The sequence below is a fragment of the Streptomyces sp. NBC_00525 genome, assembly GCF_036346595.1.
Taxonomy (GTDB): domain Bacteria; phylum Actinomycetota; class Actinomycetes; order Streptomycetales; family Streptomycetaceae; genus Streptomyces.
Genome location: NZ_CP107834.1, coordinates 1,893,868 through 1,906,963, shown reverse-complemented (window position 1 = coordinate 1,906,963; position 13,096 = coordinate 1,893,868). Strand labels below are relative to the sequence as shown.

The 13,096-nt window shown below is 69.1% G+C and carries 13 protein-coding genes and 2 tRNA genes; 11 read left to right on the top strand and 4 right to left on the bottom strand.

Features of this window, described 5'->3' with window-relative positions:
• Positions 1-81 precede the first annotated feature (81 nt).
• The 3 genes from OG710_RS08505 (at position 82) to OG710_RS08495 (ending at position 2,707) form a co-directional block, all read left to right on the top strand.
• A complete protein-coding gene (locus OG710_RS08505) occupies positions 82-570 on the top strand; it encodes a ribose-5-phosphate isomerase (protein ID WP_330238762.1) in 489 nt (162 codons plus the stop codon).
• 76 nt (positions 571-646) lie between these two features.
• Complete coding sequence (locus tag OG710_RS08500) at positions 647-1,456, top strand: Fpg/Nei family DNA glycosylase (protein ID WP_330238761.1); 810 nt, start codon at positions 647-649, stop codon at positions 1,454-1,456.
• 105 nt (positions 1,457-1,561) lie between these two features.
• Positions 1,562-2,707 (top strand): PP2C family protein-serine/threonine phosphatase, encoded by a 1,146-nt coding sequence (locus tag OG710_RS08495; protein WP_330238760.1) that lies wholly within the window; start codon positions 1,562-1,564, stop codon positions 2,705-2,707.
• Here OG710_RS08495 and OG710_RS08490 read toward each other — a convergent pair.
• Complete coding sequence (locus OG710_RS08490) at positions 2,693-3,877, bottom strand: cation:proton antiporter (RefSeq protein ID WP_330238759.1); 1,185 nt, start codon at positions 3,875-3,877, stop codon at positions 2,693-2,695. The two genes, OG710_RS08495 and OG710_RS08490, sit on opposite strands and share 15 nt — an antisense overlap.
• Positions 3,878-4,072: 195 nt before the next feature.
• Between OG710_RS08490 and OG710_RS08485 the strand changes: the two genes are divergently transcribed.
• Positions 4,073-4,552 (top strand): HD domain-containing protein, encoded by a 480-nt coding sequence (locus OG710_RS08485; protein WP_330238758.1) that lies wholly within the window; start codon positions 4,073-4,075, stop codon positions 4,550-4,552.
• 73 nt (positions 4,553-4,625) lie between these two features.
• Here OG710_RS08485 and OG710_RS08480 read toward each other — a convergent pair whose 3' ends face one another.
• Entirely contained in the window at positions 4,626-5,729 is a 1,104-nt protein-coding gene (locus OG710_RS08480) for an acyltransferase family protein (protein ID WP_199563824.1), read from the bottom strand.
• Positions 5,730-6,194: 465 nt separating this feature from the next.
• Here OG710_RS08480 and OG710_RS08475 point away from each other — a divergent pair, with 465 nt between their 5' ends.
• The gene (locus OG710_RS08475) at positions 6,195-6,389 is read left to right on the top strand and encodes a hypothetical protein (protein WP_330238757.1); all 195 of its coding nucleotides are present in this window, start codon (positions 6,195-6,197) and stop codon (positions 6,387-6,389) included.
• 68 nt (positions 6,390-6,457) lie between these two features.
• Here OG710_RS08475 and OG710_RS08470 read toward each other — a convergent pair.
• A tRNA-Gly gene (locus OG710_RS08470) sits at positions 6,458-6,531 on the bottom strand.
• A 191-nt stretch (positions 6,532-6,722) separates the two neighbouring features.
• Here OG710_RS08470 and OG710_RS08465 point away from each other — a divergent pair.
• The 6 genes from OG710_RS08465 (at position 6,723) to OG710_RS08440 (ending at position 11,970) form a co-directional block, all read left to right on the top strand.
• A tRNA-Pro gene (locus tag OG710_RS08465) sits at positions 6,723-6,799 on the top strand.
• 151 nt (positions 6,800-6,950) lie between these two features.
• Positions 6,951-8,342 (top strand): trigger factor, encoded by a 1,392-nt coding sequence (tig, locus tag OG710_RS08460; RefSeq protein WP_330238756.1) that lies wholly within the window; start codon positions 6,951-6,953, stop codon positions 8,340-8,342.
• Positions 8,343-8,608: 266 nt separating this feature from the next.
• On the top strand, positions 8,609-9,214 hold the full coding sequence (locus tag OG710_RS08455; RefSeq protein WP_185993056.1) for an ATP-dependent Clp protease proteolytic subunit: 606 nt from the start codon (positions 8,609-8,611) through the stop codon (positions 9,212-9,214).
• 79 nt (positions 9,215-9,293) lie between these two features.
• Positions 9,294-9,977 carry an ATP-dependent Clp protease proteolytic subunit gene (locus OG710_RS08450; RefSeq protein WP_111331670.1) on the top strand — a complete coding sequence of 228 codons (684 nt, stop codon included), beginning with the start codon at positions 9,294-9,296 and terminating at the stop codon, positions 9,975-9,977.
• Positions 9,978-10,133: 156 nt separating this feature from the next.
• A complete protein-coding gene (gene clpX / locus OG710_RS08445) occupies positions 10,134-11,432 on the top strand; it encodes an ATP-dependent Clp protease ATP-binding subunit ClpX (protein WP_330238755.1) in 1,299 nt (432 codons plus the stop codon).
• Positions 11,433-11,655: 223 nt separating this feature from the next.
• Complete coding sequence (locus OG710_RS08440) at positions 11,656-11,970, top strand: hypothetical protein (protein WP_330238754.1); 315 nt, start codon at positions 11,656-11,658, stop codon at positions 11,968-11,970.
• An 85-nt stretch (positions 11,971-12,055) separates the two neighbouring features.
• Here OG710_RS08440 and OG710_RS08435 read toward each other — a convergent pair whose 3' ends face one another.
• Entirely contained in the window at positions 12,056-13,039 is a 984-nt protein-coding gene (locus OG710_RS08435; protein WP_330238753.1) for a hypothetical protein, read from the bottom strand.
• Positions 13,040-13,096 lie beyond the last annotated feature (57 nt).

Genomic DNA, 13,096 nt, shown 5'->3' with positions numbered 1-13,096 from the left:
CCTCTTCGCGTCCCTGCCCGCCTTCGGGCACGCCGCCCCCCGTCGTCGGCGGCCCCGCGCCGCACGTGCCACACTCCTCCCATGCGCGTGTACCTCGGATCGGACCATGCCGGTTACGAACTCAAGAACCACCTCGTCGAGTGGCTCACGGCTCAGGGCCACGAAGCCGTCGACTGCGGCCCCCACGTCTACGACGCCCAGGACGACTACCCGCCGTTCTGCCTCCGGGCCGCCGAGAAGACGGCCGCCGACCCGGACAGCCTCGGCATCGTGATCGGCGGCTCCGGCAACGGCGAGCAGATCGCGGCCAACAAGGTCAAGGGCGTCCGCGCCGCGCTCGCCTGGAGCGAGCAGACCGCCGCCCTCGGCCGCGAGCACAACAACGCCAACGTGATCTCCATCGGCGGCCGGATGCACACCGTCGAGGAGTCCACCAAGTTCGTCGAGATCTTCCTCGCCACCCCGTACTCCGGCGAGGAGCGGCACACCCGCCGCATCGACATGCTCACCGCCTACGAGAACACCGGCGAACTCCCCCCGATCCCCGCCCACCACCCCCAGCAGGGCTGACCGACTCCCTGTGCCGCCGGTCCGCCCGGCGGCACAGCCATGTCCGGACCCCGCACCAGCCAGGAGACCCGCCACCGTGCCCGAGGGACACACGATCCACCGCCTCGCCGCGGACCACCGCGAGCGCTTCGCCGGCCGGCCGGTCCGGGCGAGCAGCCCGCAGGGCAAGTTCACGGACAGCGCCGCCCTGCTCGACGGACAGGTCCTCGACACCGCCGACGCCCACGGCAAGCACCTCTTCCTCGGCTTCGGGGACACCGGCTGGGTCCACATCCACCTCGGCCTGTTCGGCAAACTGGGCTTCGGTACGGTGCCGGCCCCGCCGCCCACCGACACCGTCCGGCTGCGCCTGCTCAACGACGCCCACCACGCCGACCTGCGCGGCCCCACCACCTGCGCCCTGATCACCGACGCCGAGAAGGCCGCGATACACGACCGGCTCGGCCCCGACCCGCTGCGCGACGGCGAGGACGGCGAACGGGCCTGGCAGCGGATCTCCCGCAGCCGGATCACCGTCGCCGCCCTGCTGATGGACCAGAAGGTCATCGCGGGCGTCGGCAACGTCTACCGCGCCGAAGTGCTCTTCCGGCACGGCATCGACCCCTACCGCGCGGGCCGGGACCTCACCCGCCGCGAGTGGGACGCGATCTGGGCGGACCTGTGCGCACTGATGCGCGAGGGCGTACGCCACAACCGCATCGACACCGTCCGCCCCGAGCACCTGCCCGAGGCCATGGGCCGCCCGCCGCGCGTCGACGACCACGGCGGCGAGGTGTACGTCTACCGGCGCGCCCGCCAGGCCTGCCACATCTGCGGCACCGAGATCCGCACCGCCGATCTCGCCGCCCGCAACCTCTTCTGGTGCCCCGGCTGCCAGACCGCGTGACACCTCTCGCCTACCCGCCGGTACGACACCCGGCGGGCCGTTTTCGAACGCATTGTCATGGGGTCCCCCTGCACCGGAGGCCGCCGGGTGGATAAGGTCCCCGCAATGGCCCGACGCGCAGGAACAGAGACGTACCCGGCCCGATTGCGGAAATCGGCGCGCCGGGTCTACGGCACGCTGCGCCGGTCCGGGGTCGACTACTTCCGCGGCGACGGCTCCGACTGGGTCGCCCTGGCCGGCCTGATGCTCGTCATCCCGGTCATCACCGCCTGCACCCTGCTCGACCCGGTCTGGTGCGCGCCCACCATGCTCGTCCTGCCGATCGTCGCGGGCGGGCTGCTGCTGCGCCCCGCCAGCCTCCTCGGCCTCTACGCGGCGTCCGCCGCCGCCCTCATCGTCGAGTCCGTCCGGCTCGGCCCCTACGAGGACGGCCCGGCCGGAGTCACCCCCGGCACCGTGCTCACCGTCGCGGCCTGCGGATTCTTCGGGCTGATCCTCGCCCAGTTCCGGGCCCGCGTCGGGGTGCCCTGGCGGCGCGGCGGCACCATGCTCTTCGACCTGCGCGAACGCATCCGGGTCCAGAGCTCGCTGCCCCGCCTCCCGCACGGCTGGCACCGCGAGATGGCGCTGCGCCCGGCGGGCGGGCAGTCCTTCTCCGGCGACTTCGTCGTCGCGGCGCGCACCCAGGGCGGAAGCACCCTGGAAGCCGTCCTGACCGACGTCTCCGGCAAGGGCATGGACGCGGGCTCCCGCGCCCTGCTGCTGTCCGGCGCCTTCGGCGGGCTCCTCGGCTCGCTGCCGCCGCACGGCTTCCTGCCCGCCGCCAACGGCTATCTGCTCCGCCAGGACTGGGACGAGGGCTTCGCCACCTCCATCCACCTCGTCCTGGACCTGGAGACCGGCGACTACGAACTCCTCTCGGCGGGCCATCCGCCGGCCCTCCAGCTCCACGCCGGCAGCGGCCAGTGGGAGGAGAAGGCGGCGGAGGGCCCGCTGCTCGGGGTGTACGACGGCGCCGAGTTCGACGCCGTCAAGGGCCATCTCGCCCCCGGCGACGTGCTGATGCTGTTCACCGACGGGCTGGTCGAGGCCGCCGACCGGGACATCGCGGAGGGCATCGACCGGCTGACCGGCGAGGCCGACCGCTATGTGAGCACCGGCTTCGAGGGCGCCGCCTGGCACCTGATCGAAGCCTGCGCCAAGGACGTCAACGACGACCGGGCCCTGCTGCTCCTGTCACGCACGTCCTGAACCGGTCCGGGCCGGCTCGGGGAGCGCCGGCTCGCTTCGGCCCGGCAGGATGCGGGCCAGCCAGTGCGAGCGCCCGGCCGCCAGCGGGGAGAGGACCGCGAGGACCAGGACGTAGCCCGCGATGAACGGGGAGAGCCGTTCGTTCAGCCCGGCACCGGCCGCCATCGTGGCGAGGATCAGCGCGAATTCGCCGCGCGCCACCAGGGTGGTGGCGATCTTCGCGGCGGCCTGCGGGCCGAACGCGTACACCCTGGCCGTGGCGATACCGGAGAGGATGTTCATCGCGAGGGTGATCGCGACGGCGGCCAGCACCGGCCACAGCACGGTCGGCAGGTCGCCGGGGTCGATGGAGAGACCGAAGGCGAAGAAGAAGATCGCGCCGAACGCGTCCCGCAGGGGGTGCACCAGCGTGCGGATGCGGTCGCCCGACGACGTGTTGCCGAGCATCAGCCCCACCATGAAGGCGCCGATCGCGTCCGCGACGCCGAACCAGTCCGAGATCCCGGCCACCAGGACGGCGGCCCCCAGGAACGAGATGACGAGGAGTTCGTCGTCCCGCGTGTTGATCAGCCTGCCGATCAGCCGGGTGCCGTAGCGGGCGGCCAGGGCGAGCACGAGCAGGAAGCCGAACGCCTTGCTCCCGTCCGTCACCGCCGCGCCGAGGCTGTCCGCGCCGGACAGGACGGGCTGGAGGGCGGCCAGGTACAGGGCGAGGAAGATGTCGTCGACCACGATGATGCCGAGGATCGGCCGGGTCTCCGGATCGCCGAGCCTGCCCAGGTCGACCAGGACTTTGGTGACGATGGCCGACGAGGAGATGCCGATCACGCCGGCGAGCACCAGCGCCTCGGCCGTGCCCCAGCCCACCGCGAAGCCGAAGCCGAGCCCGGCACCCACGTTCAGGATGAGGTAGACGGTCCCGGCGACCACCATCTTGCGGCCGCCGGTCTTGAGATCGTCCAGATGGAACTCGAGCCCCAGGTAGAAGAGGAGCAGCACCAGGCCGAGCGCGGAGAGCATCTCCAGCTCGTGCGGATCGGCGACGAGGACGATGCCGGGAGTGTGCGGGCCGAGGAGAATCCCGGCCAGGATGAACAGGGGGATCGTCGGCAGCCCGATGCGGCGGCCGACGCGGGCGAGGACGGCGGCGGCGAGGAAGGCGCCGCCCATGGCGATGAGTGTGTCTGCGTGTCCGATGAGCCTGGCCTTTCAAGAGGTCAAGAAAAGGTCAAGGGGGAGTCATCGGTTAGTTTACCGAACAATTGACGTTGCAACTGTCGAGTGCGCGTACGGGCCGTACTCCGGGCCCGCAAACGGGCGTACGGGCCGTACTCCGGGCCCGCCCGAGGGCCTAGAGTCCTCGCCATGACGCCTCCCCGCTTGACGCTCACCGAGATCGAGGCCCTGGCCCGCGCCGCCCATGCCGGTCAGCGGGACAAGGCCGGGCGGCCCTACGCCGAACACCTCGCCGCCGTCGCGGAGGGCGTCCGGGCCAGGGGCGGCAGCGAGGCGCAGATCGCCGCGGCCTGGCTGCACGACGCCGTGGAGGACGACGCGCTGTCCGCCGAGTGGCTGGCCGGGGCCGCGCTGCCGGAGGAGGTCAAGGACATGGTCCTCGCGGTCACCAAGCGGGCGGGGGAGGAGCCGGAGGCGTACAGCCGGCGCATCCTCGCGACCCCCGGCGCCCTGCTCGTCAAGGAGGCGGACCTCGCCCACAACGCCGACCCGGCCCGCCTCGCGGTGCTGGAGCCGGCCGTGCGTACCCGGCTGACCGCGAAGTATGCGCGGATGCGTGGGCTGTTGGGGCTCACCGCACCGCAGGAGCCCCTCGAACGACGGGATTGAGCCAACACCGGCCCGGCACGACGAAAGCCCGGCCGCACGGGGCCGGGCTTCGTCGTACGCGTACGCGGAAGGATCAGATCCTGGCGGAGTCCCGGCGGAACGCCCAGTCCATGTCGGGCTCGGTCACACAGCGCAGGGCCCGCCGCACCGGCGGGGTGCACAGCAGGGTGACGGCGGTGGCCGCGACCGCGGTCACGACGACCAGGCCGGTCGGCGAGACCAGCCACGCGTGGTCGTCGAAGACGCCCGCGTAGTCGGCGCCCTTCACCAGGAAGCCGTGCAGCAGATAGCCGCAGATCGTGCCCGCGCCGAGCACCGTGAACCACATGTGGCGGCGCGGCACCAGGGCCAGGAACCCGGCCGTCAGCAGCGTCGCGCAGCAGAACATCGCCAGCGTCATGACCGCGCCCGACCACCACGGCGCCCCCATCTCCTGGGCGCTGGAGTCGCGCAGGAACCAGCCCAGCTGCATCCGGGGCGCCGCCCAGTACGCGACGACCAGGGCGCAGGCGAACAGGGGGAGAGCCATCAGCCGGGCCTCGCGGCGGCGGACCAGCTCGAAGTGCTCCGGCTTCAGCTGGAGTCCGAGGACGAAGAAGGGCAGGAACTGCAGGACGCGCGGCAGATCGAGGTCCCGGCCGATGCTGGGGGAGACCGACGCGAGCACGGCGATCACGAGCGAAACGGCCAGCGGATGGCGGAGATTGCGCCACACCGGGGTGGTGAGCCGCCAGATGAACAGGGCGGCCAGGAACCAGGTCAGATACCAGGGGTCCAGCAGGCTGACGGGGGCGCCCGGCACGTCGTTGGCGTACCGGCGGAACAGCGAGTACGCCGTCTCGAACACCACATAGGGCACGGCGATGCCGGTGATCAGCCGCTTCACCTTGGCGGGGGTCAGGTCGAACGACCGGGAGAAATAGCCCGAGATGAGGATGAAGGCGGGCATGTGGAATGTGTAGACCACCATGTACAGCGCACGGGCGGTCCGGCTCCCGTCCATGACCGGAACCCAGGAATGCGCCACCGCGACGAGCACGATGGCGAGGTACTTGGCGTTGTCGAAGTGGGCGTCGCGCTTCCTGCCCGCATCCTCCCGCGCAGGGCGTCTGACCTCCGCACCCTCGGTCACCGGGGGGAGTGCGGTCCTCTGCATTGCGTTCGGAGCGTGGAACATCTCAGGCACCCTAGACGTCTCGATTGGCATCCGTAAAACCGCGGTCGAATAGCGCGTCTTCCCTTCATATCAAATGCCAAACTCATGGGCTGTGACCGGTTTGACCCGCTTTATGTCCCCCAAAAGGGGTAAACCATCAGCCAGTTGATGGAAGTGAATTACCTCGCTTTCGGCGTCGAATTCCCCTGTGAATAAACTGTGTGGATACAGAAACGATCATCGTCGCCGGGTGTTCCGAAGTGCGGTTATGCGGCCGGGACGGCTCCGGAGCGGCTCCGGGGCGGCTCCGGAGCCGGTTGGGCGCATGGAGGGGTGCGCGGGGCGCAGGATGGCGCGATATCGACAGGTCGATACGTCACCCGGCAGCAGGCCGGGGGGAGTTGGTGGCACGATGGGAGCGACGGAGGGTGCACGGCCGCACATCTCCGGGCCGGCAAGGCGGACCGACCGAGGGTGTGAGCAGACGTGGCCATTTCGCTGTCAGTGGTGCTTCTGTTGGGGATCGTCCTCGTGGTCATGATCCGCAGCGGGTCCATCAAGACCGGCCCCGCGGTGGTCGCGGCGCTCTTCGGCTTCTTCCTGGCGCCCACGGGCATGGGCCCGTCGATCAACCGCTTCATGAACTCGATCATCGAGTCCGTCGGCCAGATCAACTTCTGAGGCCGCACCGGCGGCCCCCGGGCACCACGCGGAAGGGCCCGGTCTCTCGGAGACCGGGCCCTTCGCGATGGAGCGGGCGACGGGAATCGAACCCGCGTAGCTAGTTTGGAAGACTAGGGCTCTACCATTGAGCTACGCCCGCACTGCGCGCACCGCAGGTCTCGGCGACCGCGGCACGACAAGCATCGTAGCGGGTCACGGGCGCTGTCCGCACACTCCGTACGAGACCGCCCGGCACCCTTGGCGGAAGCCCGGCGCGAGCCGCGCCCCGACCGGCCCGTGGAAAGCTGCCGGCCCGGCGCTCCGCTCCATGTACCCTACGTGTCGCACCGACGGGGTGTGGCGCAGCTTGGTAGCGCGTCCGCTTTGGGAGCGGAAGGTCGTCGGTTCGAATCCGGCCACCCCGACCACCGGCAAGATCGCGTTGCGGGAGTTCTCCCCCTTGCCGTTACTATGCAAAATGCGTGCCCGTGTGTCTGATGTACCGGGCTCGGTCCGCGAAGCCGCCCCAGGTGCGGCGGAGCAGAACCCCAAGAAGTCAGCCACCAAGGAGACCGAACCGTGAAGAGCGCCGTGGAGACCCTGAACCCGACCCGGGTTCGGCTCAGCATCGAGGTGCCCTTCGAGGAGCTCAAGGACAGCCTCGACGCGGCGTACAAGAAGATCAACCAGCAGGTCACGGTGAAGGGGTTCCGCAAGGGCAAGATCCCCAGCCGGGTCATCGACCAGCGGTTCGGCCGCGGCGCCGTGCTGGAGGAGGCCGTCAACGACGCGCTCCCGAAGTTCTACACCGAGGCCGTCAACGAGGGTGAGCTGAACGTCCTCGGCCAGCCCGAGGTCGACATCACCGAGCTGAAGGACGGCGAGCTGCTGGCCTTCACCGCCGAGGTGGACGTGCGCCCCGAGATCGAGATCCCGGACTACTCCGGCATCGAGGTCACCGTCGACGCCATCGAGGTCACCGACGAGGACGTCGAGAAGGCCGTCGAGCAGCTGCGCAACCGCTTCGCCTCCACCAACCCGGTCGAGCGCGCCGCCGCCGAGGGCGACGTCGTCACGATCGACCTGCAGGCCAAGGTGGACGGCGAGGTCCTGGAGGACGGCGTGGCCGAGGGTGTCTCGTACACCATCGGTTCCGGTGAGCTCCTGGAGGGCATCGACGAGGCCGTGACCGGTCTGGAGGCCGGTGGCGAGGCCACCTTCACCTCGCAGCTCAAGGGCGGCTCCGCCGAGGGCAAGGACGCCGAGGTCACCGTCAAGGTCACCGCCGTCGCCGCCCGCGAGCTCCCCGAGCTGGACGACGACTTCGCGCAGATGGCCAGCGAGTTCGACACGCTGGAGGAGCTGAAGGCCGACAGCCGCAGCCGCCTGGAGAACACCAAGCAGTACGACCAGGCCACCCAGGCCCAGGAGCGCGTCCTGGAGGAGCTGCTCAAGCTCGCCGAGGTCCCGATCCCGGAGAAGCTGCTCGCGGACGAGATCCAGACCCGCAAGCACAACCTGGAGCACCACCAGCTCGGTCAGATGGGGCTCACCCTCGACAAGTACCTGGAGATCCAGGGCAAGACCGCCGAGGAGTTCGAGGCCGAGACCTCCGAGCAGGCCGTCAAGGGCATCAAGACCCAGTTCATCCTGGACGAGCTCGTCAACAAGGAGAAGCTGAACGTCAACCAGGAGGAGCTCACCGAGCACCTCATGCGGCGTGCCGCCTCCTCCGGCATGAGCCCGGACCAGTTCGCCCAGGCCGTCGTCGAGGGCGGCCAGGTGCCGATGCTCGTCGGCGAGGTCGCCCGCGGCAAGGCGCTCGCCGTCGTCGTCGAGGCCGCCAAGGTCGTCGACACCAACGGTGAGGTCGTCGAGCTGGAGGACGAGGAGGAGGAGGCCGCGGAGACCACCGAGGCCGCCGCCGACGCCACCGAGGCCGACGCCGCCGCGGAGAAGACCGAGGCCTGAGCCTCGCACCGACCCCGTACGACGGGCTCCGGACGCCATCGCGTCCGGAGCCCGTCGGCGTACCGGCGGACGATTCGCCACAACCCGCGTACCGGCTGCGGACCTTGCGCTCCCAGCGAACAGTCGCGGAAGCGGGATGGCGTTGTTCCACCTGCGCGTTAGGGTCCATGAAGAGGAAGGGTCGGGTAGTCCCGGCCCACCCGGTACGAAGACGCTGAGACGGCCGGAGCCGTCAGAGACGAGCAGGTGGATACGTGACGAATCTGATGCCCTACGCCGCCGGAGAGCCGTCCCTCGGTGGTGGCCTCGGTGACCAGGTCTACAGCCGGCTGCTCGGCGAACGCATCATCTTCCTCGGCCAGCAGGTGGACGATGAGATCGCCAACAAGATCACCGCGCAGCTGCTCCTCCTCGCGGCCGAGCCCGAGAAGGACATCTACCTCTACATCAACAGCCCCGGCGGCTCGGTGACGGCCGGCATGGCGGTCTACGACACCATGCAGTACATCCCGAACGACGTGGTCACCATCGGCATGGGTATGGCGGCCTCGATGGGCCAGTTCCTGCTCACCGGCGGCACCGCCGGCAAGCGCTTCGCGCTCCCGAACACCGACATCCTCATGCACCAGGGCTCGGCCGGCATCGGCGGTACGGCCTCGGACATCAAGATCCAGGCCCAGTACCTGCTGCGCACCAAGCAGCGCATGGCGGAGATCACCGCCCGCCACTCCGGCCAGACCGTGGAGACGATCATCCGCGACGGCGACCGCGACCGCTGGTACACCGCGGAGGAGGCCAAGGAGTACGGCCTCATCGACGAGATCATCTCGATCGCATCGGGCGTTCCGGGCGGCGGCGGCACCGGCGCCTGATCCGGCCCTCCCGGACGGCGCCCCACCGCACCGCGCATCTCTCGTACGCCGAGACACCCAGCCACAGAACGCCACCAGGATGGTGAACACCCACATGAACAACTTCCCCGGCGCCTCCGCGAGCGGCCTCTACACGGGCCCGCAGGTGGACAACCGCTACATCGTCCCGCGCTTCGTGGAGCGCACCTCGCAGGGCGTGCGCGAGTACGACCCGTACGCGAAGCTCTTCGAGGAGCGCGTGATCTTCCTCGGCGTGCAGATCGACGACGCCTCCGCCAACGACGTCATGGCGCAGCTGCTGTGCCTGGAGTCGATGGACCCGGACCGGGACATCTCCATCTACATCAACAGCCCCGGCGGCTCGTTCACGGCGCTCACCGCGATCTACGACACGATGCAGTTCGTGAAGCCGGACATCCAGACGGTCTGCATGGGCCAGGCCGCCTCCGCCGCCGCCGTGCTGCTCGCCGCGGGCACGCCGGGCAAGCGCATGGCGCTGCCGAACGCCCGTGTGCTGATCCACCAGCCGTCCTCGCAGACCGGCCGCGAGCAGCTCTCCGACCTGGAGATCGCCGCCAACGAGATCCTGCGCATGCGGACCCAGCTGGAGGAGCTGCTCGCCAAGCACTCCACCACGCCGCTGGACAAGATCCGCGACGACATCGAGCGCGACAAGATCCTCACCGCCGAGGACGCCCTCGCCTACGGCCTCGTCGACCAGATCGTGTCGACGCGCAAGAGCGCGTCCGGAGCGCTCGCCTGACCTGCGCCGCTTCCCCTTGGCACGGCGGCGACACCCGGCTCCGGCCGTGTGAACCGTGCCAAGGGGGGCCCGAATGGGGGGCCAGGCAAGGTACCGTCGACTAGAGGCACAGGAGCCGCTGAACCAGGCGTCTCCCAGGCGAAGGGGAAGCACCTCGTGGCACGCATCGGTGATGGCGGCGACCTGCTCAAGTGCTCGTTCTGCGGAAAGAGCCAGAAGCAGGTGAAGAAGCTCATCGCGGGTCCCGGTGTGTACATCTGCGACGAGTGCATCGATCTCTGCAACGAGATCATCGAGGAGGAGCTCGCCGAGACGAGCGAGGTCCGCTGGGAAGAGCTTCCCAAGCCGCGCGAGATCTACGAGTTCCTCGAGGGGTACGTCGTCGGGCAGGAGCCCGCGAAGAAGGCCCTCTCGGTCGCTGTGTACAACCACTACAAGCGGGTCCAGGCCGGTGAGAACGGCGGCGGGAACAACCGCGAGGACGCGATCGAGCTCGCCAAGTCCAACATTCTGCTGCTGGGCCCCACCGGCTCCGGCAAGACTCTCCTCGCGCAGACGCTGGCCCGCATGCTCAACGTCCCGTTCGCCATCGCGGACGCGACGGCGCTGACGGAGGCCGGCTACGTCGGCGAGGACGTCGAGAACATCCTGCTGAAGCTGATCCAGGCCGCCGACTACGACGTCAAGAAGGCCGAGACCGGGATCATCTACATCGACGAGATCGACAAGGTCGCCCGCAAGAGCGAGAACCCGTCGATCACGCGAGACGTCTCCGGCGAGGGCGTCCAGCAGGCCCTGCTCAAGATCCTGGAGGGCACCACCGCCTCCGTACCGCCGCAGGGCGGCCGCAAGCACCCGCACCAGGAGTTCATCCAGATCGACACGACGAACGTCCTGTTCATCGTGGGCGGCGCCTTCTCCGGCCTGGAGAGGATCATCGAGTCGCGGGCCGGCGCCAAGGGCATCGGCTTCGGCGCCACGATCCGCTCCAAGCGGGAGATCCAGGCGAGCGACCAGTTCCAGGAGGTCATGCCGGAGGACCTGGTGAAGTTCGGGATGATCCCCGAGTTCATCGGCCGCCTCCCCGTCCTGACCTCGGTCCACAACCTGGACCGCGAGGCGCTGCTCCAGATCCTCGTCGAGCCGCGCAACGCCCTGGTCAAGCAGTACCAGCGGCTGTTCGAACTCGACGGCGTGGAGCTGGACTTCGAGCGCGGCGCGCTGGAGGCCATCGCCGACCAGGCGATCCTGCGCCAGACCGGCGCGCGCGGCCTGCGCGCGATCATGGAGGAGGTCCTCCAGTCGGTGATGTACGAGGTCCCCTCCCGCAAGGACGTCGCCCGCGTGGTGATCACCGCCGACGTGGTCCGCAACAACGTCAACCCCACCCTGGTCCCGCGCGAGCCGCGCACGATCGGCAAGGGCGACGACGGCCGCCACGAGAAGTCCGCGTAGCGCGGCGCGGCAGACGTACGTACGCGAAGGGGCGCCCGGCCGGTTCATCCGGCCGGGCGCCCCTTCGCGTACGTACGTCGCGGGAACCATGAAGCGGTAACGATCAAGGGCTTGTTAGCGTCAGCTTCGGAAGGGAAGGCATTGGATCGAGCCAATGATCATCCGAACTCTTGATCGATAGGCGCTGCCTTGATTCACTCTGGGTGAGCACTTTGCTACTCAAGTGATTGGAATCATCGATATGAGTCGTCTGGGCATGCGAAGGGTGGCTGTCGCCGCCGCTGTGGTGATGGCGGGCGTTGCTCTCCCGATCGCAACCGCCGGTACTGCCAGTGCGAGTCCTTCGCGATGCGTGATCTCGCTGAAGAATGATGGGTACAACGTGGGAACCAATTCCAGGGCGGCTTGCTCGCATGCGAGTTCAGGGACGGGCATGTTGAACGTTCATGCGCAGACCGAGCGCCTGCTGTGCAGGCAGATGCTTCTGAATCTCAATGTGAAGCGCGCGGATGCGGATGATGCCTGTTACTCGTACTGAGCGTAGCGAGCCCCGTTAGGGGTGTGCCCAAGGTGGCGACGGCGGCGGCGAAACGGTGTTCCGTAACGCCGCCGCACTGTCGTGGTCAGATCTTGGTGCGGGAAGTGTTGTAGAGCTTGGCGGCGAGGGCCGCCACCTCCTCCTGGGACATGGACTTGTTGGTCATGGCGGCGCCGATGTCGAAGCCGACTACGGCGCCGACCGTGCTGTAGTCGGCCCAGATGCAGACGGGCATGAGCATCTCCTTGGGGCCCTTTGCCACGCTGCCGTCGGCCTCGTCGTTGACGATCTTGAAGCTCTGGCACTTCATCAGCGCGTCCTTGAAACCGGGCGGCGTCACGCTCTCGGGCTCGCCGACGAGGGAAGGCTTGTTCTTTTTGTCCTCGTCCTCGGCAATCCCCTTCTTGGCCTGGGCGAACATGGCGTCGAGAGCCTTCGCGGGGTCGGTCACCTCTCCCCAGTTCCCGTAGACCATGAGCATCTTGGCCGTCAGCGGGTTCTTGCCAAGGTCTCCGCTCGTGTACTGGGCCTCGGCCTTGTGAGGGTCCTTGATGCCGGCGGCCTCGGCTTCGGACTTCTCCTTGCTGGTCATCTCGCCCGTGGACGACTTCGAGGCGTCCTGCTTGTAGCTGTCCACCGACTCCGGCAGGGTCAGCTTGTAGCCCTTGGTGGAGTCTGCGACATCGCTGTTGCCGCCGCCCGAGGTCAGGAAGTAGACCCCGCCGCCGATGACCGCCAAGGCCACGATGACCGCGCCCACGATCAGGCCCGTCTTCTTCTTCGCCGGGGCCGGCGGCGGGAAGCCCGGCTGCTGGCCGTAGGGCTGCTGGCCGTACGGGGGAGTGGGCGGCTGCTGGCCGTACGGGCCGGGCTGCTGGGCCGGCGGGTAACCGTAACCGGGCTGCGGCGGCTGCTGGGGCGGGACGCCCTGGGGGGCCTGCTGCGGGTAGCCGTAGCCGGGCTGGCCCTGCGGCGGCTGACCGCCGTACGGGCCCGGCTGCTGGCCGTACGGTCCGGGCTGGCCCTGCGGCGGCTGGCCACCGTACGGGCCCGGCTGGTTGTAGCTCATCTGCGGTGTCCCCTGTTCGTGAAACTTACGCGTTGCGAACATCCTGACCCAAGCCCC